Origin of the sequence: Spiroplasma cantharicola (assembly GCF_001281045.1) — a bacterium.
Classification (GTDB): Bacteria; Bacillota_I; Bacilli_A; order Mycoplasmatales; family Mycoplasmataceae; genus Spiroplasma_A; species Spiroplasma_A cantharicola.
Genome location: NZ_CP012622.1, coordinates 976,450 through 1,001,517, shown reverse-complemented (window position 1 = coordinate 1,001,517; position 25,068 = coordinate 976,450). Strand labels below are relative to the sequence as shown.

Annotated in this window: 22 protein-coding genes and 1 tRNA gene; 17 read left to right on the top strand and 6 right to left on the bottom strand. The window is 25.6% G+C overall.

Translation table 4 applies throughout. The features are described from left to right. Positions 1–46: 46 nt before the first annotated feature. The 4 genes from SCANT_RS04365 to def form a co-directional block, all read right to left on the bottom strand. Positions 47–1,003, bottom strand: coding sequence for a hypothetical protein (locus SCANT_RS04365; protein WP_053946503.1), 957 nt, complete (start codon positions 1,001–1,003; stop codon positions 47–49). 54 nt (positions 1,004–1,057) lie between these two features. Next, entirely contained in the window at positions 1,058–2,740 is a 1,683-nt protein-coding gene (locus SCANT_RS04360) for an APC family permease (RefSeq protein ID WP_053946502.1), read from the bottom strand. Next, on the bottom strand, positions 2,740–4,542 hold the full coding sequence (locus tag SCANT_RS04355) for a ribonuclease J (protein ID WP_053946501.1): 1,803 nt from the start codon (positions 4,540–4,542) through the stop codon (positions 2,740–2,742). Before SCANT_RS04355 ends, SCANT_RS04360 begins: the two co-directional genes overlap by 1 nt. Positions 4,543–4,720: 178 nt before the next feature. After that, positions 4,721–5,329: a peptide deformylase gene (gene def / locus SCANT_RS04350; protein ID WP_235443285.1), complete on the bottom strand. Its 609-nt coding sequence runs from the start codon at positions 5,327–5,329 to the stop codon at positions 4,721–4,723. Between the two features lie 38 nt (positions 5,330–5,367). Between def and rsmD the strand changes: the two genes are divergently transcribed. The 10 genes from rsmD to SCANT_RS04300 are packed head-to-tail and all read left to right on the top strand — an operon-like array spanning position 5,368 to position 15,706. Beyond that, entirely contained in the window at positions 5,368–5,967 is a 600-nt protein-coding gene (gene rsmD / locus SCANT_RS04345; protein WP_268794785.1) for a 16S rRNA (guanine(966)-N(2))-methyltransferase RsmD, read from the top strand. After that, positions 5,968–6,855 (top strand): guanylate kinase, encoded by an 888-nt coding sequence (gene gmk, locus SCANT_RS04340; RefSeq protein WP_053946499.1) that lies wholly within the window; start codon positions 5,968–5,970, stop codon positions 6,853–6,855. It abuts the gene before it with no gap. Beyond that, complete coding sequence (gene rsmB / locus SCANT_RS04335) at positions 6,855–8,108, top strand: 16S rRNA (cytosine(967)-C(5))-methyltransferase RsmB (protein ID WP_053946498.1); 1,254 nt, start codon at positions 6,855–6,857, stop codon at positions 8,106–8,108. The genes gmk and rsmB overlap by 1 nt, the downstream gene beginning before the upstream one ends. A 56-nt stretch (positions 8,109–8,164) precedes the next feature. Continuing rightward, positions 8,165–10,609 carry a hypothetical protein gene (locus SCANT_RS04330; protein ID WP_053946497.1) on the top strand — a complete coding sequence of 815 codons (2,445 nt, stop codon included), beginning with the start codon at positions 8,165–8,167 and terminating at the stop codon, positions 10,607–10,609. 48 nt (positions 10,610–10,657) lie between these two features. Continuing rightward, a complete protein-coding gene (gene rlmN, locus SCANT_RS04325) occupies positions 10,658–11,731 on the top strand; it encodes a 23S rRNA (adenine(2503)-C(2))-methyltransferase RlmN (protein ID WP_053946496.1) in 1,074 nt (357 codons plus the stop codon). Continuing rightward, positions 11,721–12,479, top strand: a complete 759-nt coding sequence (locus SCANT_RS04320) for a PP2C family protein-serine/threonine phosphatase (protein ID WP_053946495.1) — start codon at positions 11,721–11,723, stop codon at positions 12,477–12,479. The genes rlmN and SCANT_RS04320 overlap by 11 nt, the downstream gene beginning before the upstream one ends. Before the next feature lie 49 nt (positions 12,480–12,528). Then, on the top strand, positions 12,529–13,539 hold the full coding sequence (locus SCANT_RS04315; protein WP_053946494.1) for a serine/threonine-protein kinase: 1,011 nt from the start codon (positions 12,529–12,531) through the stop codon (positions 13,537–13,539). Position 13,540: 1 nt separating this feature from the next. Next, on the top strand, positions 13,541–14,425 hold the full coding sequence (gene rsgA / locus SCANT_RS04310; RefSeq protein WP_053946493.1) for a ribosome small subunit-dependent GTPase A: 885 nt from the start codon (positions 13,541–13,543) through the stop codon (positions 14,423–14,425). Further along, positions 14,425–15,099 carry a ribulose-phosphate 3-epimerase gene (locus tag SCANT_RS04305; protein ID WP_053946492.1) on the top strand — a complete coding sequence of 225 codons (675 nt, stop codon included), beginning with the start codon at positions 14,425–14,427 and terminating at the stop codon, positions 15,097–15,099. The genes rsgA and SCANT_RS04305 overlap by 1 nt, the downstream gene beginning before the upstream one ends. Next, entirely contained in the window at positions 15,089–15,706 is a 618-nt protein-coding gene (locus tag SCANT_RS04300; RefSeq protein WP_053946491.1) for a thiamine diphosphokinase, read from the top strand. Before SCANT_RS04305 ends, SCANT_RS04300 begins: the two co-directional genes overlap by 11 nt. A 42-nt stretch (positions 15,707–15,748) precedes the next feature. On the opposite strand, the gene SCANT_RS04295 is transcribed toward SCANT_RS04300, so the two are convergent. Further along, positions 15,749–15,831: transfer RNA gene (locus tag SCANT_RS04295), tRNA-Leu, on the bottom strand. A gap of 66 nt (positions 15,832–15,897) precedes the next feature. Further along, positions 15,898–16,098 carry a 50S ribosomal protein L28 gene (gene rpmB, locus SCANT_RS04290; protein WP_053946490.1) on the bottom strand — a complete coding sequence of 67 codons (201 nt, stop codon included), beginning with the start codon at positions 16,096–16,098 and terminating at the stop codon, positions 15,898–15,900. A 220-nt stretch (positions 16,099–16,318) separates the two neighbouring features. On the opposite strand from rpmB, the gene SCANT_RS04285 reads away from it, so the two are divergent. The 7 genes from SCANT_RS04285 to rnc all read left to right on the top strand — a co-directional run bounded on the left by SCANT_RS04285 (position 16,319) and on the right by rnc (position 25,005). Then, entirely contained in the window at positions 16,319–16,630 is a 312-nt protein-coding gene (locus SCANT_RS04285; RefSeq protein WP_053946489.1) for an Asp23/Gls24 family envelope stress response protein, read from the top strand. A 128-nt stretch (positions 16,631–16,758) separates the two neighbouring features. Continuing rightward, on the top strand, positions 16,759–18,399 hold the full coding sequence (locus SCANT_RS04280) for a DAK2 domain-containing protein (RefSeq protein WP_053946488.1): 1,641 nt from the start codon (positions 16,759–16,761) through the stop codon (positions 18,397–18,399). Positions 18,400–18,472: 73 nt separating this feature from the next. Then, positions 18,473–19,222 (top strand): hypothetical protein, encoded by a 750-nt coding sequence (locus SCANT_RS04275; protein WP_053946487.1) that lies wholly within the window; start codon positions 18,473–18,475, stop codon positions 19,220–19,222. 27 nt (positions 19,223–19,249) lie between these two features. Next, on the top strand, positions 19,250–22,969 hold the full coding sequence (locus tag SCANT_RS04270; protein WP_053946486.1) for an ABC transporter permease: 3,720 nt from the start codon (positions 19,250–19,252) through the stop codon (positions 22,967–22,969). 44 nt (positions 22,970–23,013) lie between these two features. Then, positions 23,014–23,232 (top strand): hypothetical protein, encoded by a 219-nt coding sequence (locus tag SCANT_RS04265; protein WP_053946485.1) that lies wholly within the window; start codon positions 23,014–23,016, stop codon positions 23,230–23,232. Positions 23,233–23,308: 76 nt separating this feature from the next. Further along, complete coding sequence (gene plsX, locus SCANT_RS04260; protein WP_053946484.1) at positions 23,309–24,313, top strand: phosphate acyltransferase PlsX; 1,005 nt, start codon at positions 23,309–23,311, stop codon at positions 24,311–24,313. Continuing rightward, positions 24,313–25,005: a ribonuclease III gene (gene rnc, locus SCANT_RS04255; RefSeq protein ID WP_053946483.1), complete on the top strand. Its 693-nt coding sequence runs from the start codon at positions 24,313–24,315 to the stop codon at positions 25,003–25,005. The genes plsX and rnc overlap by 1 nt, the downstream gene beginning before the upstream one ends. The last annotated feature ends 63 nt before the right edge of the window (positions 25,006–25,068 follow it).

The following is a 25,068-nucleotide window of genomic DNA, read 5'->3' as shown; positions in this document are numbered from 1 at the left end:
TACTAGAATTGTACCACTAAAAAAAAGAATTTTTTTTTAGTTAATTTTAATTACTATCTTCTTTACCTGGAGTATTTTTGATAAGAATTTTATATTCTCCAAATGCACCTTCTTTGTTGGTGATGCCTATATAGAAATAATCTTCATCAACTCTTACACTATCCTCATATGCTTTTCCAGGAGAATAAGTATTTGTATCTTTATCGAATATAGCACGATATACAGTTTCAGGTCTATCTATTTCATTTAATTTCACTTTTTTAACTTCATTTATATGTTTAAGAACATCTTTTCGCATTTTTTTACTTTCTTCATTTGCACTCATAAATCAACCAATAATATAATATTCAGGTGGAAATGGTACATTTTGAGGAAATTTTAATCCCCAAGGGTTTTTATCATAACCATCTATTCGAATCTCTTTGTGAATTTCTAATTCAAAAATATTTTCAAATTCATTCTTTAGATCATCTAATGTTTGAAAAGGTTTTGAAGAGTTAAGACCAAACAACCTAATTTTTTGATTATTAATTGAAGCATAAACATTAGCAAAATATAAATAACCTAAAGTAGGGTCATTATATCTTTCAATAACAAGAGTATGGTTTTTAATATTCATTGCATTTATATTTTTATTTGCATCTTCAAACTCTTTGCTAAATTCTTCTGCTTGGCTATTTTTAGATCCTAAATCACCATTAAAATTTGTTGTAATAGAGTTAATAAAATAAACATTTGATATTTCTTCAGGAATTTCTTCAAACATTTTTTCAACGCAATCTCTTAATGCCTTTGTAAATTCTTCATTAGTTAGTTCTGCTTGAGAAATTCCATTTATAGTTTTAAACTGTAAATTATTTCAATTAAACTTTTTAAAATCATAAGAATAACTAATTTTTTTAGTAATTATTTCAACAGGAGCATAAAGAGAAAAGTTTACAACAGGAGCAATTGCACCAACTGATAAAGCAGATGTACTTAATATTATTAGTAATTTTTTCATATCTTTTCCTCCATAATAAGATAATTATATTATAAAAAAATAGTCCTTTATGGACTATTTTGAAACACTTTTATTTTTTAATTTTTCTTCTTTTAAACTTAATTTGTATTGTAAATATTCTTGATCATTTTTAATTTCTTCAGCTCTAATATCTGCCATTTCTTTATCAGTTAAAAGTCTAAAGAAATTTTCATATTCTGAAATAACTTTTCCCATTTCTGAATTTGGGTCCATTTTTTTCATTTTCTTTTTGTAATATAAGAAGTATTGTAAGACTGCTCATATTACAATTCCCCCAAAGTATACCAATTGGAAGATACTGCTTACTAGATTTTGAACAAGTAATTTACCATTTTCATCTTTTGGATTTGCAAATACATCAGCTAATCCTTTGAAGTATCAAACTAATATAACCATTAGGAAAGCTAAAGTAATGAACCAAGCAATGTATTCTCATATTTGAACTTTTATTTTCTTTTTAAAACCTTGAACTAATACAACAGGAATAATTATTCCATAAATTGCAATTAGTAGAATTGAAGCACAACTTGCTATTGTTCCATAATTTAGTGGAGAAGGTGACTTTGTAGCTCCTTCAATAATATCTGGAATAAATAAGAACATTATTGCACAAATTACAAATAATCCCATTGTTGCTAAAACTCCAGCAACAGGAACATTTTCTTTATTTTCTTTTCTAAAAATTGGTGAAATGTACCCTTGACTTGATAGGGGTTCCAAAGTTGAACCTCCAAATAATGTTATTTGTAATGAAGAATTAAATCTCATTAGTATTGTACAAATAATAACTAAAGTTGGACCAAAAGTTCTTAAAAAGTTATTTTCTGGAAATAACTGACTATTTGGATTTCCAGTAAATGGCCCACCAACTGCAAACATAGTAATTGTAGAGAACACTATGTAGAAAATTGTGATTGCAATCATTATAACAATTATTGCAATTGGCATATTTTTTGCTCTATTTTTAATATTTTTACCAGTTGAAATGAATGTCTCTATTCCACAAAATGCAAAGAAACAAGTTGTAAAGGCATTTGTAAATCCATTCATAGTAAGTTTTTGATCTTTGTATGCATCAAAAGGATTATTACCTACACTTAAATTCATAAATCCAGCTGTTATACCAAAAATCATTAACAATAGTGTCATTCCTCATGTCATATAACCAATAATTAATCCAACATATTTATATTTTTTAATTCCAAAAAATATAATTGTTGCTGCAAAGATATAAAGTGCAAAAGCGATTAAATCTAAATATAGATTTCCTCATTCACCAAATTTACCATATTGCCCTTTAGCATCTTGACCAACTAATCATAGTCCATTTTGACCATCTTCTAATGGTCCAAAGTTTGCTCTAATCATTGTAACTATTAAAGCCATTCCAATTACTGGAATAACTGAATAATTAATAAAACCAATTAATAACCCTCAGAATTTACCAAAGGCTGTTCTTACATATTGACTTCCTCCACCATTTGCTTGGGGATGATATTTAACTAATTTAGCAAAGGCCCAAGCACACATAAATGCTATTAAACCTTCAACTAAAAATAATCATATAATGTGAAGTCCTATTCCTTGTTCTGGATTTTTTCCATCTCCTACAAGAACTATTTGACTAAAGCTTGCTGTAAAAGTAATTCCAGCAATAAATGTAAAGCCGATTCATATTATTGAAAAAAGGCCTAATTGTTCTTTTCTTGTTTTCATTATTTATTAACCTCTATTTTTTTATTTAAAATGACTGGAATAATTAAAGGATTTCTTCTTTTATATCTAAAGATGAAAGGTGATAAAGATTCCTTAATTGCATTCTTAATTGCGCCAAATGTTGGTTTTGGTGATTTAAGAACTTCTTGTACTGCATTTGTAACAATATTTATTGATTCAGAAATAACATTTCCACTATCTCTAACATAGAAACTACCTCTAGAAACAATTCTAGGTGGTGCTGAAAGCTTATTAACTTGTGAATCAATTGAGATAATTACAGCCATTAAGCCGTCTTTACTTAAAATATTTCTTTCTCTAATTACATTACTTGCTTTTCCTGTCATATCTTTTCCATCAATAAAGACAGCTTCAGCTGGAACTCTTTTTCCTAGTTGACCAACTCCATTATGTAATTCAATTTGATCTCCATTTGCAACAACAAAGACATTGTGGGGTTTAACATTAACTTTTGTAGCTGTTTCCCCATGAATTTTTAACATTCGATATTCACCATGCATCGGCATAAAGCATCTTGGTTTTAATAAAGTGAATAATAATTTTTGTTCTTCTTGACTTGCATGACCAGAAGTATGAATTTGATTGTATCCACTGTTTTCAATAACTTTAGCGCCAATTCTTGTTAATTTATTAATTACATTTTCTACATCAGCTCTATTACCAGGAATAGGTGATGAAGACATAATTACAGTATCACCAGGAATTATTTTTATTGTTTGATGTTCCATTCTAGATATTCTTGAAAGAGCTGCCATTGGTTCTCCTTGACTTCCTGTACACAAGATCATAATTTGATTTTTAGGGAAGTTTTCGATTTCACTAGGTTTAATGAACATTTTATCATTAATATTTAAATGACCCATTTGTCTAATTATTTTAATAATTCTTTCAATACTTCGACCAATAACAACAATTCTTCTACCATATTTATTTGCAAGTTCAATAATATGTTGCAATCTATGAACATTTGAAGCAAAAGAAGCAATAATGATTCTTCCTTTTGATTTTAAGAAAAGTGTATCAATATTTTGAATAACTTTTCTTTCACCAATTGTATAACCTTCAACTTCAGCATTTGTTGAATCTGCCATTAGCAATTCAATGCCATCGTTTCCTCATGTTGCTAATCTTTGTACGTTAGCATCATGGCCTAAGGGTGTCCAGTCAAATTTGTAATCTCCTGTTGAGAAAACAGCACCATTAGGTGTTTGAATGTGAACTCCAAAAGCATCGGGTATTGAGTGGTTTACTGCTGCGAATTGAATAGTGAAATTTACTGTTGCGTAAACATCATTTTCAGTATATTCTTTAACAACTGTTTTATTTTGTAACTTGTATTCTTTTAATCTATCTCTAATTAATGCTGCTGCTAAGGCAGGTGCATAAATTACGGGTACTTCAACTTGTTGAAGTAGATATGGGATACCCCCAATATGATCTTCGTGACCATGTGTAATAAATAATCCTTTTAATTTCGAGTTATTTTCTACTAAATAACTAAAATCAGGAATTACAGCACTAACACCTAATTGTGTAGCATCAGGAAATTTAACTCCTGCATCAATCATAATAATTTCATTATCATATTCGATACAATAAGTATTTTTCCCAACTTCTTCCAAACCACCTAAAGCAAATACTTTTGTTGGAAAAGGTGCTTGTTGTAATTTTTTCTTTGGCGGATTTGTATTATCTGCCAATTTTTTTATTTCAATTTTTTTCTCTAAATTTGCAACTACGCTTTTGACCTGTTGTAGAGACTCTTGTTTTTTGTCTTCCATATTTTCAACTCCTTATATTAAAATGTAAAAATTTGTAAAATGATACGTAAAAGTATTATATATATTATCGTTTCCAAATAATTTAAAAGTCATAGTTAATAGTATTTTAGCAAAAAACTAAATTAAATATACAAAAATCTTAGTAAATTTAAATAAAAAAAGAAGTTTTGTTAAACTTCTAAATTATTATTCAACTTTCATCTTTAAAATCGGGATTTTGCTTGTTAATTCGGTCATAGTAAAGTTCACCTTGATTGTGTTCTAATTCATGTTGAAAAACAATTGCATGATAACCTCTTAGAGTTAACTCAATATATTCTTGATTTAATCAATCATAACCTTCAATTTGAATTTTATAACTTCTTGGGACTAAACCTTTATGATCCTTATCAACACTTAAACAACCTTCACCGTCACTTAAACAACTAATTTGATCGCTTTTTGCAGTAATTTTTCCATTTATTATTGCATATTCTTCAACATCACCAGCTTCAACATCTCATTCAAATCTTGTAAAAAACATATTAGTATTACTTCCAATTTGAGGAGCTGCCAAACCAACAGCAGGTCTTAAATAATCTTCATTTTCTTTTTTATTTAATTCAGGATCTTGACTATATCTTACAAAATCAATTAATTTTTTCATTACTAACTCATTTTCTTTACTTAATGGTAATTCCACATCAATTGATTTATTTCTAATAATTTCTGGTTGATTATCTTTGCACAATCATTTATTTGTTGGCAATTGCGATTGCAATAAGTCCTTTTTTAAATCTAATTTCATAAATCAACACCTCAATTACCATTATATAATAATTATTTTTGTATAATATAAAAAGCAAAGGAAAAATTAAAATGAAAGTTATTAGTGGGCGTTTTAGAGGTAGAAAACTAGTTACATTGGAAGGAATGAATACAAGACCAACAATTACTAGAGTTAAAGAAGATATGTTTAATGTTTTAAATAATTATTTTATTTTTGAAGGTAAGACTTGTTTAGATTTATTTGGTGGGAGTGGTGCTTTGTCACTTGAAGCTTTATCTCGAGGTATTAAGTTTGCGTATGTAAACGATCATTATAAACCTGCTTTAGAAATAATTAAGAAAAATTTTATTGGTTTAAACAATGAAGAATATGAATTATTTAACTTGGATTATAAAAAAATGCTAAATTATTTAACATCAATGAAAAAACAAGTCGATTTAATTTTCTTTGATCCACCATTTGCTAAAATAGAGTATTATAAGGATTTTTTCAAATATATTTCTGAGAATCAATTGCTTAATAATTATGGTATATTAATTATGGAATCAGAGTTAAGGTTGGAAATTAGCGAACTTACAATTCTAAATGTTTTAAAATATAAAGATTTTAAAAATAAGCATCTCTATATTTTAAGATTTGAAAAGGAGAATTTATAAATGGAGAAAAAACAAGGGAAAATAATTATTTTATCAGGACCATCTGGTGTTGGTAAGGGAACAATTAATAAAGAATTAGCACAAGACAAATCATTAAATTTAGTACAATCTGTTTCTATGACAACTAGAGCACCTAGACCAGAAGAAGTTGATGGAGTTAACTATTATTTCGTTGATAAAGATACTTTTAAAGATGCAATACAACACAATGAATTAATTGAATATGCAGAATTTATTAATAATTATTATGGAACACCAAGAAAAATAGTTTATGACAAAATTGCAAAAGGTGAAAATGTAGTTTTAGAAATTGAAGTAATTGGTGCTACACAAGTTTTAAAAAAAGAGAAACCAGAAAATCTTGTTTCAATATTTTTAATGCCTCCAAGCTTAAAAGCTTTAGAACAAAGATTAAGAAAACGTGGAACTGAAAAAGAAGAAATTATTAAACAAAGGTTAGATAAAGCTTTATTAGAAATTCCTTTGAAACACAAATATCAATATGTTATTGAAATTGATAGTGTAGAAAATGCTGTTGCAAAAGTTAAAGACGTTTTAACAAAAGAAAATACATTAAGTGTTGACCCAAGTGAAAGTAAGTATTTTAAATTAAGAGATAAAGTATGTGAAATTGTTACTGAACAATACGAATATTTTGTAAATAATTGAAAAGAAAATGTCGAAAAAGTTGGTGGAGAACAAATTGATAAGAATTTTGATTTTAAAAATTATTTGGTTGGATTATTAACAGATAAAACATATGCATATGTATTGGCAAGTCAAGATTTAAATAATCTTGATAAATCAAGTTTTATTGAAGCTACTGTGGAACAATTTATGATTGATGTTAATTTCTTTAGTGTTGAACAAAAAGAATTTCAAAAATAATGAGCGCAAGAAAAGAAGCATTAAGGATTTTATTTGAAGTATTTAAAAATAATAAATTTTCAAATAAATTACTTAGTAATCTCAAACAAACAACGGCTATGTCAAAAGAAGACATAGCTTTTGTTTTTAAATTGGTATATGGAACTATTCAATACAAAATTTATTTAGAGTACGTTGTTAATAAAATAATTGATTCAAATAAAACTGATTTAAAAATTCAAATATTACTTTGAATGAATTTATATCAATTAAAATTTTTAAAAGCAAAAGCATATTATGTAATTAATGAAGCTGTTGATATTGCAAAATCAATTAATAAAAATTATTCAGGCTTAGTTAATAAAGTTTCAAAAATATTAGAAGATGAAAATATTTGAGAAGTTAAAATTAAAAATAAGCAAAATGTTTTCCCATTAGAAAATGGATTTCCATTTTGACTTTATAAAAAAATTGAAAATGATTATTCAAAAGAGCAAGCTCAGCAATTTATTTTACATTCAAATATTGAAAGTAAAATTTCGTTGAGATTAAATACTTTAAAAATATCTTTAGAAGATTTTGAAAAAAAATATTTTGAAAAATATAAATTGGAAAAATCTCAACTGATAGAATATTTTTATTTATCAAATAAAAATATTATTAATCAAGAAATATTTTTGGAAGGTTATGTAACAGTTCAAGATCAAATGAGTGGGTATGCCTCATATATTTTAGCTCCAAAAGAAAATTCAAAAGTTCTTGATATGTGCAGTGCTCCTGGTGGTAAATTAACTCATCTTGCACAAATAATGAAAAATACGGGAAAGATACATGCGTATGAATTGCAAGAAAACAAAATACATTTAATAAAACAAAATCTCTCTAGGCTAGGAGTGAAAAATGTTATTTTAGAATGCAAAAATGCACTTGAAATTGAAGAAGAAAAATATGACTTTATTTTGTTAGATGCACCTTGTTCTGGATATGGAGTTATAAGGCAAAAGCCTGAAATTAAGTTAAAAAAATATAGTGAACAAGAAAATGAAGAGCTTGTTTTATTGCAATCAAAACTTTTAGAGAAAGCATATAATTGTACCAATAAGGGAACTGAAATTCTTTATTCAACTTGTACTATTAATAAAAAAGAAAATGAAGAACAAATTAATAATTTTTTACTAAAGCATAAAGATATTGAAAAAATATATGAAAAAGTTTTTTTTGGTAATGAATATGATAATGATGGTTTTTACATTTGTAAAATGAAAAGAATTTAATTCTTTTCATTTTTTATTTCATATTGGTCGATTAAGAGAAAGAAGGAGAATACAATATGATAAAAATATTAAAATTGTTATTTACAATAATTCCTTTTGGGACAATATCATCACCTATTATGGAATTAAATATTAAAAATTTATTCAAAACAAGTACTGAAATTGAAGAACATAATTTAGAAAAAGAACCATACTATCTTTTAGATGACCAAAAAGAAAATATTAGTACAATTATAAGAAAAAATAATAGTGCCATTTTTAAAAGTAAGATTAATAAATTTATTTCATTAGAAGAACTTAAACTAGAACACATGCAAGAATTTTGATTTGACTCATCTTTAGAATTAAACTTTAAAAATATTGTGCAAAGAAATTCCAGTGGATTACAGGCTGGTCAAAATATTAAATATGAAAATCTAGAGTTTGAAAGTTATAAATTAAATATTAATTTAGATAAAAGACAAGAATCAAAAACAATAGAAAAAGAATATAGTTATCATGATAAGTGAACTGATACATTTATATATACAAAATTAAATTTGGAATTTAAAAAAGTATTTGAAGTTAAATCTGGATTAGTAATTTCTGGAACAATTGAAGAAGAAATTCTTAAAGATAAAATTGCTTTAAAAAATAAAAAATGAGGATCAAATCTTGGAGCAATTGAAAGTGGTGGTTTATTATTAACAAATTTAAAAACAAATTTTATATCTAGAAAAAATTATTTTCAGGATAAAGAAGAAAAATATTATACAGTGCTAACAGATATTAATACTGACTATAGATACTCGCGAGAAAAATTGCAAAAAGTTTTAAATTCAGATGATAAATTTTTTAAATATTTAAATATTAAAAAAGAGGCCGGTCACATTATAGAAATAAAATCACTAAATTCAAGTAATTTATTTCAAACAAATTTAATGACTGGTGTTGTAGAGTTAAAAAATAATTCACAAATTTTGAAAAAAAATATCAAAGTATTTATTAAAGGATTAGAAGTAAACACAAATTATGACAATGTTGATTTAAATTTTGAAAGTTCATTAAAAAATATAAATGAAAATCATCATAAAATTAAATACTTTATTTCTAAAAAATATAATTTAGCTGAAAATGAAATAAGTTTCAATATTGATAGTCTTAATAACTCTAAAGCTATAAAAGATTTTAAACTTAATAAATCAACAATTTTCAAATATGATTATAAAAAACCTAGTGGAAAAATTTTAAGTTTTAACGTTTCTATAAAACATACAAATAATAAGTCTGATGAAAATATTGAAATGAGCAAATGAAATGAAATGAAATTTGAAATCACAAATAAAAATTATCAATTAGATAATTATTCAATAATCAGTGAAAGTAACATTCAAGGTAATGAATTAGAATTTAAGGAAATACTTACTTCTTTTGAAAGTATTACTTTAAAGAGAAATGAAGTTAAAGAGTTATTTATATTAAATGGAGATAATTTTAGAAAAATAAATTATAAATATAATAAAAATTTAAATGTGCAAATTGAAAATAAAAATATTTTAAAATTAAAAGGTTTGGAAATTGGTAAGACTTTTTTAGAAATTGATTCAATAGATGCAAAAAATAAAAAAACTATTGAGATAGAAATAATCCCTGATGATGAATATTTTGAATTGGAAACAAATGAAATAACAATTAAAAAAGGAGAATTTGATTCCATTAATTTATATTCAAATTCTTTTGAAAATTTAATTATAGTTAATAAGAACAAAAATATAATTGCAATATTAGAAGAGGATAAGATTTTAATTAAATCAAATGAATTAGGGTTATTTGAAATTGAGGTTTTTTCCAATATAACAAAAGAAAGTGAAATTATAAAAATTGAAATTATTGATAATAAAAATTTAGTTGAGTTGGATAAAAATATTTCCTTAACAGAAGTAAATACTTTAAATACTTTAAATATAATTAATTTTGATGAACTTAATGAAAATGAATTAACTATAAATAGTTTTTCAAATGATTTGCTTATTACTAGAGAAAAAGAAAGAATTACTTTTATTTCAAGAGCTGTAGGAAAATTTAAAATAGAATTAAAATATAGAAATCAAATTTTAATTTTCGAGATATATTGTTTTAATAAATTTACAATTAAGGAAATAGATAATTATGATCAAAATTTAATAATTAATAAAAATGATTATGAATTAAAAAGTTATGATAAAAATATTAATTTACTTGATTTAAATGGAGACTATAATTTTTCTTTAAAAGAAAATTACAATATTGGCATTATAGAAATCGTAAATAAAAAGGGAGAGTATATAAATATTAGAATGCATTCTAATATTAGTGAAGAAGATAATAAAGAAGATAAAGAAGATAAAGAAAATAATGAAAAAAGTAAAGTAAATAATAATTGAACTAAAATTATGGCTCTTTGCTTAATTCCTCTTACTTTTGGAGTCTCATTAGTTATCTTTCTTATTTTGAAAAAAAAACTTAAAAAAGCAAGTCTTTAAATTAAACAATTATTAGTATGATAAAATATACATTGGAGTTAAATTTTTATGGAACAAACAAGTATATTTAGGTACACAATTCAAGAATTAGAAGATATTCTTGTAGAAAATGGATTTAAAAAATTTTCTGCTAAACAAGTTTATGATTGAATTTACATTAAAATGGAAACAAAATTTGATAATATGACTAATTTAAGTAAGGAGTTAAGAGAATTTCTTAATGCAAGATTTGTAACTAATTTACTTAAGGATCTAGTTACTGAAGAGTCTAAAGATGGAACAATAAAAATTTTATTTATGTTAGATGATAAAAAATCAATTGAAACTGTTCTTATGCCTCAGAAGTACGGACAGTCAGTTTGTGTTACAACACAAGTAGGATGTAAAATGTCTTGTAAATTTTGTGCCTCTGGTTTAATAAAAACAGAGAGAAACTTATCAGCTGATGAGATAGTTAGACAAATATATACAATGAATTTATTTTTAAAAGAAAAATATAAAAATGACCCAGAAAATAAAAGGGCTAGAGTTAGTCATATTGTTGTTATGGGAATTGGCGAACCATTTGATAATTATGAAAATGTATTGAAATTTATAAAAATAATTAATGATAAAAATGGCTTTGAAATTGGAGCTAGACATATTACAATCTCAACTTGTGGAATTGTTCCAAAAATTAAAGAATTTGCGGATTTAAAAACTCAAATAAATCTTGCAATCTCCTTGCATGCTTCAAATGATGATGTGAGAAATCAATTAATGCCAATTAATAAAGCATATCCAGTTAAAGTATTATTAGATTCCGTAAGATACTATGTGGATCAAACAAATAGAAGAGTTACTTTTGAATATATTTTAATTGATGGATTAAATGATAAGCCAGAGCATGCGTTAGAATTAGCAAAAATTATTAGAGGGATTAACGCATATGTTAATTTAATTCCTTATAATGAAGTTGAAGAAAACCCATATAGAAAATCAACTAGAGTAGATGAATTTTTCAAGATATTAAAGAAACAAAATATTACTGCAATTGTAAGAAAAGAATTTGGCGCAGATATTGACGCGGCTTGTGGCCAGTTAAGAGCTAAAAGGGAAGGTGTCATAAAAAATGAAATTTAAAAGTGCAATGTTAAGTGATATTGGTAATTATAGAAAAACTAATCAGGACTATCTTGATTTTTCAACAAAAAAAACAGGAGAAGCTTTAGGAGTTGTTTGCGATGGAATGGGTGGTCACGCTTATGGTGAAGTAGCATCAAAGTTAGCTGTTGAAAAATTTATTGAATATTTTAATGAAAATGATTTTTCTAAACTTAATCAAAAAGAAATAAATAGATGATTGAGAAGCTGTGTAAATAATATATTAACTGAAATGGTTGAATATTCAAATGATAGATTTGAAACAAAAGATATGGGAACAACATTAACAGCCATTTTGTTTACAAAAGAGGGTGGATTTGTAATCAATGTTGGAGATTCAAGAACTTATAAATTAGTTAATGATAGTTTATTTCAAATAACAGAAGACCAAAATTTATGAAACTCTACTCCAGAAGCAGAACGAAGAGATATTCAAATGTCAGGAATTTATGAAAAAGCTAATGATGTTACTTTTTGAAAAGTTCTAACAAGTGCTTTAGGTCCACAAAAAACATTAAGAATTGATACTTATTTTGTTGAAAATCAAGAAGGTATATACATGTTAACAACTGATGGTGTTCATGATTATATTGATCAAGAAATTGTAGCCTCTACTTTAGCAAATAAAAAAGTTAAATTAAAGGATAAAGCAAGTTTAATAATAGAAGATGCAAAAGATAATATATCAACAGATAATTTATCAATATTAATTATTGAAGCAGAGTAATCTAACTCTGCTTTTTTTGTTATTATTATATTGAAAAGGGAGTAACTTTATGAATAAGTATGAACCAGGGTCATTAATAAATGAAAGATATGAAGTTATTAGCCAACTTGGGAAAGGTGGTATGGCTTCTGTATTTAAAGCATATGATATAATAACAAGAAATGTTGTTGCAGTAAAAGTTGTAGCGCCAGAAATTGTTGTTAAACCTGTTGGACAAGAAAGATTTGATATTGAAAAAGAAGCTTTTGCAAAATTAGGTTCTAATCCCTATGTTGTAAAACTTTTTGATATTATCCAAAATGGAGATGAATGATTTATTATTTTAGAATGTGTTGAGGGTGGAACTTTAAAAGATAAGTTTCAAGATTTTGGTTCAATGACATTAAAGGAAATTAAGTATTATTTCTCAAGAATTTGTGATGCTTTATCAGAGGCACATAAATTAGGAATTATTCATAGAGATATTAAACCTGATAATGTTTTATTAACTCAGGCTGGTGATGTTAAATTAGGTGATTTTGGAATTTCCGTTATGGAAGGTAAATCTTCAGAAGTTAATAAAGCAATTGGAACTCCAAAGTATATGCCCCCAGAAATAATTGCAGCTCAAGGCCCATCGCCTAGAAGTGATATTTATTCACTAGGTATTATGCTTTATGAAGTAGCAACAGGAGTTGCTCCTTTTACTGCAAAAGAAGCCCCTAAAATTGCAGCTAAACACTTAAAAGAAACACCAACAAGTCCAAAATTAATAAATCCCTCAATACCACAAAGTCTTGAAAATTTAATTTTAAAAATGATAGAAAAGGAACCTGATAATAGGTTTAATAATATTGATGAAGTTAAAAGTGATCTTTTAAGAATTAAAAGATCAGATAATCCAAAGCCCTATATCTATCATAAAAAAGTAACTTTAATTATGAATGATGGTAAAAGGAAACTTCAAGTAGGAAATACTTTGGATAAATTACCAGCAATTGCCAAGACTAGATTTGTAGCAAGTTTTTTAATAGTTATTATTTCACTTATCGTCCTTATTGTTCTGTTAATGGTATTATAAAATGAATCAAGGAATTATTTTAAAAATATTAAGTGAGTATGCTTATGTATTGTTTGAAAAGAATTTATACGAATGTAAGGCAACAGGTAAAGTAAGACATAGCAATCAAAAACCAACAACAGGGGATTATGTTAATTTTGAAATTACTGATAAACAAAACTTTAAGGGTTCTTTAACAGAAATTTTGAAAAGAAAAAATGAATTATATAGACCAAGAATAGCAAATATAGATCAAGTAGTTATTATAACTTCTTTGAGAGAACCGATTTTGAATACTTACACACTTAATAAGTATTTATTTTTTCTTGAAACTCTTCATTTAAAACCAATTTTAGCTTTTACAAAAGCAGATTTAACAAATCAAGATGATGAAGAAATTTTAAAAGCTAAATTATATAAAACTATTGGCTATGAAGTATATTTAATAAATAACATGATTGATACTGATAAAAATTGAAATGAGTTTTTAAAAAGTTTAGAAAATAAAACATCAGTTTTTACTGGACAAACGGGTGCAGGAAAATCAACAACTTTAAATCATATTATTCCAAATGTTTCTGAAAAGACCCAAGAAATTTCAAAGGCCTTGAATAGAGGTAAGCATACAACTACAAAAAATGAATTATTTATCTATAAAAATTCATTAATTGGTGATACACCAGGCTTTTCATCATTTGAATATAAAGAAATTACTAAGGAAGAAATTGCCTTGAGTATTAATTTCTTTAAAGATATCAAATGTAAATTTAACAATTGTTTACATATTAACAACACCCCTGGTTGCAAAGTAATTGAGGCTGTAAAAAATAATAGTTTTCCACAATTTATATATGATGACTATGTAAAAATTCAATTGGAAATAGAAAATCAAAGGAGAAGATATTAATGGCAAAATTTATTGTAGCTCCAAGTATTTTAACTGCTAATTTTTTAGATTTAAAATCTGATTTAGATAAGTTAGAAAAGGTAAAAATTAAGTGAATTCATTATGATGTGATGGATTATAATTTTGTTCCTAATTTATCTTTTGGACCAAAAATATTAACAGATATAGTTGCTAGTTATAATTTTAAAATGGACTTACATTTAATGGTTAAAATTGAAAATATTAGTGTAGAGCAATATTTAAAACCTTTCCTTGTAAAAAATGTAAAACAAATTACGATACATTTTGAAGCTTTAACAGAAAAACAAATTGAAGATTTTTTAAAATTTTGTGCCAATAACAATATAATTCCATCAATTTCAATTAATCCTGATACTGATGTTAAAAGCATTGAAAAGTATTTATCTAAAATTGGAAATGTTTTAATAATGAGTGTATATCCAGGTTTTGGGGGACAGTCTTTTATTGCCAGTTCATTAGAAAAAATAAAAAAATTAAGAGAATTAAAAAATAAGCATAAGTACATTTATTCAATACAAGTTGATGGTGGGATAAATGACGATACTTATAAACTTGTACAAAATGCTGGAGTTGATATGATTGTTGCGGGTAGTTACCTTGTGGGTCCGAATGTTGAAAATTTAATGGAAAGGGTTACTAAACTTGAAGGATAAGGCATTAATTGTAATATCAGAAACTAATATTAACTTAAAACATTTTCAAAAAACTCACTTAATTGTTGGTATTGAAAGAGGATGCTTAGATCTAATAAAAAAAGATATTAGTATTGATATTGCAATGTCTGATTTTGATCAAGTTACACAAGAAGAATTTCAAATTATTAAGTCAAAGGCTAAAAAAACCATTTCTTTTAATCAGGAAAAGGATTATTTAGATGGTATTGCTTCAATTCTTTATTTAAAAGAAAAAGGAATAAAAGATATCACAATGATAGTAAATCCATCAAAAAGATATGATATGAATTTAACTATTATTGAATATGTGTTTAAACATAATTTGAAAATATTTAACGAGCAATCAATTATTTTTAGATTAAATGCTGGTGAAAATACTATAGATTTTAATAAATATCAAGATTTTACATATGTTTCATTATTTAGTCTAAAAGATAACAAAATTACTATTATTGGAATGAAATATGAAGTAGCAAATGTTGAATTAAAAGCTTTTAACTCTTTTGCATATTCTAACCAATTTTTACCATATGTTAACCCTAAAATAGTTTTAGAAGAAGAAGTTATGGTAATTATGACAAAATAAAAAAAAGCAGATTTTTTAATAATCTGCTTTTATTTTTTTAGCTGGTGCCCTCTATCGGAGTCGAACCGATACGATTTCTCGGCAGATTTTGAGTCTGCTGCGTCTACCAATTCCGCCAAGAGGGCAATACCAATAATTATTATATAATGAAAAAAAAGAAACTTCGATGAGTTTCTCAATTTATTGTATTTTTATTTTGCTAATTGATTATTTCTTTTTAAAGTTCTAAGTGTTCTTGCTGAAACTTTCAAAGTCATAACTTTTCCGTTATCATCCATTACTTGAACTTTCTGTAAATTAAGGTTTCATTTTCTTTTGCTGGCATTCATAGCATGTGATCTTGAATTACCTGACAAAGGACCTTTACCTGTTAAACCGTCTTTTCTTGCCATATTTTCACCTCGGACTTATAAATAATATAATAATTACATTGAAAATACAAGAAAATCTTTAAATTATTCTAAACTAAATTTTTACTTTTAGAGTTTATTATTTTATTATTTTGCTTTAATAGTGTAAAATAATTTTGTACTAATTTGAAACGTAACATCATGATTTTAGTGTTACCCTGAATTAGATAATAAACTTGTACATCTTTTTACGGAGGCCAAAATGATAAATAAAGCCATTTTAGATTCTATATCAAATGCTGTTGTTACAGTTCCTGGTGTAGCTTCATTTGCAAATTATGCAGCAAAATCAGAATCTGAGTTAAAAACTGAAGATATTGCAAAAGCAGTTGAGATGGTTTCAACTGATACAATGGACAGAGTAAAAGTACATATTATTTTAATCAATGGAGTTAACATACGAGACGTTGTTAGTGAAGTTCAAATACGTGTAAAGTATGAATTAGAAAAGCTTTCTCAGTTCGTGCGAAATTATATAGTTGATATTGCAGTAGATGATCTTATTGTCGTTTAGACAATATTTTATTTACTATATTAAAAGCAAATATTAATATATAAGCTGGCAAATAAAATTTGCAATTTTTTAATATTTTTTAATTTTAAATAATAAAAAAACAATATAGTTTAGAGGGTGACAATACTATGAAAGATACACAAATTTTAAAGGGTATGATTACTAGTGGGGTTAATAATTTATATAATAATTATCCCCATATAGATAAACTAAATGTTTTTCCTGTACCAGATGGTGATACAGGAACAAATATGAATTTAACTTGTACCAATGGATTTGTTGAAATTGAAAAAGAAGAGTTTTCTAATGTTGGCTCATTGATGAGCAAATTTTCTAGAGGGCTAATAATGGGCGCAAGAGGTAATTCAGGTGTTATTTTCTCTCAAATCATTAAAGGTTTTTCAAATGGGATGAAAGATAAGGAAAAACTTGATTTAGATACTTGAAAAGAATCTTTTGCAAAAGCAAAAGAGGTTGCATATGCAGCAGTTATGAAACCAGTTGAAGGAACTATTTTAACTGTAATTCGTGAAACTAGTGACTATGTAAATGCTCTTACTAAAGAGCAATCTCCAAATGATTTTTGAGATGGACTTGTTAAAGCTGCAAATAAATCATTAGATAATACTCCAGAATTATTGCCTGCTTTAAAAGAAGTTGGAGTTGTAGATAGTGGTGGGTATGGTTTAGTTAAATTTTTTGAAGGAATGCAATATTTTGTTAAAAAATTAAAGCCAATATCAAAATTAAAAAAACTAGAAGAGAATACAGGTTCTAATATTGAAATGTCAATTGAAGATGAATTTGGTTATTGTACTGAAGCAATTGTAATGTTAAATGAAGAATTCATTGATAAATTAAAAATTGATACAGTAAGAGATACTTTTGAGCAATACGGAAATACATCTATTGTTGCAGTTATGGATGGTGATATTTTAAAGGTTCATACACATGCACTTATGCCAGGTCAAATATTATCCTATTTACAACAATTTGGAGAATTTAAAACTATTAAAGTTGAAAATATGACTTTACAAGCAGATAAACATGTTGCAAATAAAAAAGAAAGTGCCGCAAAAATAACTGCTCAACAACAACGTAAATTAAAAAATGCTGTTGCTACAATAGCTGTTGTAAGGTCAAAAGGAATTCAAGATTATTTTAAAAATGAGTTAAGTGTAGATTATGTTATTGATGGTGGGCCAAAAATGAATCCTTCGACAAATGATTTTATGAAGGCAATAGAAGCAGTTGATGCAAAAACTGTATATATATTCCCTAATGACTCAAATGTCTTATTGGCTGCAAAACAAGCAAAAGAATTAGAAAAAATGTCAAAAGTAGTAGTAATTGAAACTAAAACAATTCCACAAGGTATTACTGCTTATCTAAATCTTGATATCGAAGACACTGCTAAAAAAAATGAATCAAATATTAATAAAGCACTTAAAAATATTGTTTCAGTTTCAATCAATAAAGCAGCAAGAGATGCGGAGATTGATGGTGTTAATATCAAAGCAGGAGAATATATGATGATTGCAGATAAAAAAATTACAATATCTGCAAAAACTTTGAAGGATGTTTTCCATAAATCATTGTCAAAATTTATCACAGCAAAAACTGAAATTTTAACAATATTTACAGGTCAAGATGCTTCCTTTAAAGATATTAATGACTTACGTAAATATCTTGATGAAAATTATGATGTTGAATATGAAGTTGTTGATGGTAAACAAGAAGTTTATTCATTTATTATTGGTATAGAATAAAAGTGGTTCTTATGAATCATTTTTTTTATTTAATAAGATATAATAAGTATGCTTTATAAAAGGAGAAATTATTATGCTTTGTATTAAACAGAAACCGAAAAAAAGTATTTTTTATTTAATAATTAGTTTAATAATTACTTTACTTTCTTTATTTTGTTTAATAATTTCAGTAAAATTCCTTGTAACAAATAATTTAAATATTTCAAATTTACTTTTACAATTTGGACTTTTTATAATTGGTTTTCTTTTATCAATTATATATCTTTGAAAATTAGTTAATTATATTGATACGATTAATTACTTAAAAAAAATTAAATTAGATCAAATAAATAAAGAACTTTTTAATAATTTAATTAAGAAAATGAAATTAGAATTAAATCCAAAAACTTATTTAGTAATTGCAATTTCAATATCAATGATATTTGTTTATATTTTTTCACAAGATAATATAACAAGAAATTTAGAAATTAGTAAATTTATTTATATAAATAGAATGGTTTTATTAATAATAAGTTTTTCAACTTTTGAATTTATAAGTGTTATATTTATATTTATTATATTAAAATATATTAGATGTACAAAGTTTAAATGGTCATATATAAAAAAAATTAGTCATAATTTATATTTAACATTTTTAAACTTAATAAGCTTTATTTCAATTAAATTCCATCAATTAAAAAATGGCTTATTAATTTTTTATGTCAATATAACAAAAAAATTAAATATTTATGATACTGATCAAAAGAATATAATTTCTGTAAAAAAAAGAAGTTTTTTAACAGAAAAGTTAAAAGGAGATTGCCCACCTAATTTTATAATTTAAATTATTTTAATTAGTTAGGAGAAAAAAATGAAAAATATATTTAAATCTTATATGAAAGCCTTTTTAAAGGCTTGAGTTGAAACACTAGGAACAATTATGTTTCTAATGATTTTTACAATGCTTATCTTCGGGATGCTTGCAACACCCTTACAGTTATCATTAAAAGCATCATCTGTTAAAAAAAATACTAATCTTTGACAAGAACAATTTCAAGGTATCACAAAACTAGATGATGATTTTATTTACTCATATATTTGAGAAGAGGAAACTTTAATATTTGAGTATAATGATATGAATTTTGAATTAAATCAACCTACAGAACAAGGTTGATTACAAAAAGAAACTTATGATTTAATAGTTGAGTATGTAGAAGATGTTGTAAATGAAGTTAGTGGTTCTAAATATACACTAGAAGAAGAAAAAGAAGAGTTAAAAAAACAAGAAACAATATCAGCTTTAAAATCAATTATTTGATATTATACATACTATGGAAATAAAAATGTAATTAACATATTTAATACAAAACAAAGTCCAAGACCATTAGAAGTAGGTAAGATTTTTACTGAAGATGGTCAAAAAGAAATTGCCAATTATGGTGATTTTCAAAATAGAAATTTTAATAATTATGTTATTCTCTCTGTTTTAGAGCAATTAAAAAATCAATCGAATGATTCATTTTTATATGAGAATTTTATTAATTCAAGTATCAGAATGGAAAAGGGAACTGAAGAACATTTTATATATAACATGTCAAATGTTGAAGCACTAAGTGGCAATGATCAATACAATGTAAATAATGTAGTTTTACAAAGTGGAAGATTACCAGAAAAAAATAATGAAATTATTATTAGTGATGCCTATGCCAAAAATCAAAACAAAAAAATCGGGGATGAAATAATATTAGGTGTTGATATACCTTTTCAAAATCCAGCTCCTACTCCAAAACCTTTACCATTCAAAATTGTAGGAATTGGTTTAAAATATAGTGCACTGACACCAATTAATTTTTCATCATTTTCAGATTCAATTAAAAATTATGGACAAGTTTTTTTAAAAAATAGTTTTTTTACAGAAATTGAAAATGCAGAAGGTTATACATTTAGCCAGTTATTTACAACAGACAATATGACAGCAAATGCAGATCTTGGATTTCAATTTTCTTATCGTGAAGAAACTTTTGTAACTAAAAATAGTAAAAGTTTTAATTTGAATGAAATTTTTACTAGCAACATATTAAGTAGTAATAAAAGAGAAAGTAATATATCTATTTTAGCTCCTGGTACTACAATATTTAAAGTACCAAGTGAGCATAGTGTTATTGCAACTTTAACTAATTTATATATTATTACTTGAATTTATGTAATGATTGGTGCAATTTTATTCTTATTAGGATTTATGTTTATAGTTTTTGTTCTTAAAAAAGAAATTAACAATACTAGAAAACAACTTGGAGTATTTAAATCTCTTGGTTATAAAACAAGTGAGCTTACATGAGTATTTTCATTAAAAACATTTATAACTATGATTATAGGAATAGGAATAGGATATTTACTATCATTTCCATTTCAAATAGATAGTGCAACAAAACAATTTAGCACGTTTGTTATTTTTGACTATCAAACAATATATGCTTCACCAATATTTTTAATTTTCTTAATGTTAATAGTTCCAATCTTATTTGCTGGATTAAGTTATTTAATTATATTTAAATTTTTAAATGAAGGTGCGTTAGCTTTATTGACTAGTGGACCTAAAAAAAGCAAAGCAGATATAATTGTTTTAGTATTAAAAATTATATTCTTTCCAGCACTAATTTATTCTCTATTTAATTGAATTACTTTAAAAATATTGAGAAAAACTAATAGAGGATTTACATTTAGAATGCAGCATGCCTTTGTATCTGCAGGAAAAGGTAAGTTTGCACTTATTATGGGATTATTCTTATTTAGCTCATTTCTATTTACATTACAGTTAAGAGCTATGCCTGTAATTAAAAATATGATTGAAGGGGCATACAATATCTATACTAAAGATGTTAACCATTATTATTCATTCAAAAATGTTGTTCCTATTAAAGTAAAATCAAATGGAATATCTCAAGATGTTACAAAAGAAAACTTTGGTATTAAATATAAAAATATAGAAAAAGAAACTGTTGAAAATTATATTAGAAATTCAGCAGAAGACAAATATAGAACTACTAATAATTTTTCATTATTAATATCTGGTCTTTCAAAAGCAAGAGATCAAATTATAAATACACCTTATTGAGAAGAAAATAAAGAAATTATTTCTAGTGCTGCTACAATAACTGCTCTTGTAACACCACTAAATATCAACATTCCTAAAAATCAAGGTCTTTCAAATAGAATTAGCATTCCCAAAGAAATTCCAGAGTATTCAATATTGAAAGTCACTCCTGAACAAATGGGGGGTATCTTTTTAGATGATATTGGAAAGCTTGCTTGTCTTTCTCCTTTAGGGATGAATTACAAGGGAAGTTGCGATGATGTTGAATCAGTTAAAAAATATTTTATAGATAATATGAATAACATCATCCCAAGAAGTCAAACAAAAACTGATATAAAATTGAGTAATATTTTAGTTAATTTGTTAACAACCTTTTCAAAAATGCGAGAAGGAGTTAATTCTTTATTAAGTGTTAACAATGTAATTTTTAATGGTGATAGTGAAGCTCTTCAAACAATTTTGCCATACCATATTAAAAATAATACTGAAGTTGATATTGAAAAATCAATTTTAAGATTAATTGATACAACAAATATAATTGGGGGAAATACCAGAGCTGTTGTTAATCTTGAATCAGTAAGTGAAAAAGCTATGAAAGAATTACAAGAAAATAACGGAAACTATATTAATGCTGTAGTATCATTTAGATTATCAAAAATTTTAAATAAAAATGTTGGTGATATTTTTCAAATTACTTTAGGCAAAGATAAGAAAGTAGATATAAGAATTGCTGCTATAAATGGAAATGATACTTTACTTCAAGATATCTATGTTGACTACTCAACATTTATTAAAAATATTAATCAAGTACAATCAATTGATAAAGATCAATTATTATTCAATTCAATAATTAGTACAAAAATAGCAAGTGAGGGAACAATTGATTTAAAAGATATTGCTGGATCTCAAAGGAGTTTTAGATATTCACGTGATACTTATACAATTGCATCTTCACAAAATAAACCTTGACTGGGAAGTATTTTAGCACCGTCAATAAATGGTAATTCATTAGAGAAACCAACAGCTGTGAATTTCTTTATGGATTCATCTGTTATTACATTACCAATTTTAAAATCAGTAATAAATCAAGTACTAGGTAAAATGACAAAAGCAATGTTAATGTATATATTAATTGATGTTGTCTTATTAATTATTTTATTAATAGTAATTATGAATATTATTATTACAGATTCTATCAATGTTATTACAATAATGAGATCACTTGGGTATAAAAATGCTCAAATTAATTGAATGGTTATGGGTAAATATGTTTCAGGTTCAATAGTCAGTTATATATTTGCATTCTTAGCTTCACTTGCTGTATGAAGTATAATTCAAGGTTTTGTTTGACAAGAATTTAAAGTATTAATTGCTTTACCATCATTGCCTTGAATACCATTTGTTTCTGCAATTATTCTAGGAGCTATTCTATATATTGGTTGAACAGCAGCTATGCTACAAATCAAAAAACGTCCGCTTACATTGCTTGTAAGCTAATAATTAGGTATAATTTTAATATCAACAATAAGGGGGTCAAACAAATGCCATTACCAAGACAAAAAAGTGAATCATCAAGTGACGTATGCTGTCCTGGAGGAGCTCACAATTGTTATACTTGTAGAGTTTGTAGTGGTTCATTTCATGGTTGCCAAAGTTGTTTAAAATGTATAGGCTGTCAAGTTTGTTTATCAAAAGAATGCCCTTGTTGTTTGCAAGGTACTAAAAAACAACAAGAAAATAAAGTTAAATATAATAAATAAAACATTAAAATGTTTTATTTTTTTTTGCTTTAAATACTAATTATATATATAATCACTATTGTACAGGAGTTAAAATATGGATTATAAAGTAATAGCTTTTGACGTTATGGGTTCGGATAATGGTTTAATTCCAGCAGTTGATGCTGCTATTAAACTTTTAGGTGAGCAAAAAGATTTAAAAATCATTTTTGTAGGTGATGAAGTTAGTTTAAAAAAAGAGCTATCATCAAGAAAATATAACCAAAATCAAGTTGAAATATTAAATACTACAGAAGTAATTGAAATGACAGATGGAATCATGGATATTAGAAGAAAAAAAGATTCAAGTATGGTAAAGGCACTTGAATTAGTAAAAGATGGAAAGGCAGATGCCATTACAACCGGTGGTGCAACAGCTCCATTTGTTGCTGGTTGTCATTTTATTTTAAAAAAAATTGATGGTATTGAGAGACCAGGTTTTATGCCAGTTATACCAACTTTGGTTAAAGGAAAAATAACTCTATTATTAGATGTTGGAGCAAATTTAGAATGTGATCCTGAGGATTTAGTAAATTTTGCTATTATGGCAACAGCTTATTCTAAAGCTGTTAATGGTATAGAAAATCCTGAAGTTGCTTTATTAAATATTGGGGAAGAAAAATCAAAAGGATTGGAATTACATCAAAAAGCTTATAAATTATTAGAAGAAAATAAATCATTAAACTTTGTTGGAAATATTGAGTCAAGATATTTAGCAAATGGTAAAGTAGATATTATTGTTACTGATGGATACACAGGAAATATTGCTTTAAAAGCAGCAGAGGGAATGGGTAAATCACTTTTAACAGAAATAAAATTTGCTCTTACAAAAAATCTATTTAGAAAATTGGCAGCATTAAGATTACGTAAAGCATTTAAAGAAGTTTCAGCAAAATTTGATTATAAAAATCATGCTGGAGCAATTATCTTAGGAGCAAAAAGTATTGCATTTAAATCTCATGGATCAAGTGATAAAATTGCTTTTTATGCTACTTTAAAAATGACTTACAATGCAATCAAAAATGATGTTGTTAATAAAGTTAAAAAGGCTTTAGAGAAATAATGACAATTAGAAAATTTCTTTTAAGCGAATTTGGAATTGAAATTAAAGATGAAGCTTATTATAATGAAGCATTAACTCACAATTCTTTTTCAAATGAAAATAGACTTGCTAAAAACTATCAAAGACTCGAATTTCTTGGAGATGCAATTTTGCAAATGAAGGTAAGTGAATATATTTATAAGCTTTTCCCAAAATCAAACGAAGGTTTATTAACAAAATATCGAAGCTCAATTGTTAAAAAAGATACACTAGCTGAAATATCAAGAAAAATAAATCTTGGTAAATTAATTAGATTAGGAATTGGAGAATTAGATTCTAAAGGATATGAAAAAGATTCAATTCTTTCTGATGTATATGAATCAATGACAGCAGCCATATATTTGGATCAAGGTGAAAAAATTCTTGATAAATGATTAAAAAAAACTATTTTTAGTGATTATGTAATTAATCAATTTCTAGATAAATCTCATGATTTTAAATCTGAATTGCAAGAACTTATTCAATTGGAGATAAGAAGTGAATTATCATATGTTGTTGTTAGTCAAGAAAAACTTGAAAATAATACAACTTTATTTATAGTTAATGCTGTTCTTGAGGGAATGGTATTTGGAACTGGAAAAGGAAGCAATAAAAAGCAAGCAGAACAAGAAGCTGCAAAAAATGCTTTATCAAAAATTAAAAAAACTAAATAAAGGCTGAAAAAGCCCTTAAACAAAGGGTTTTTTTAATTGTTAAATTTTAAAAAAAATTGTACA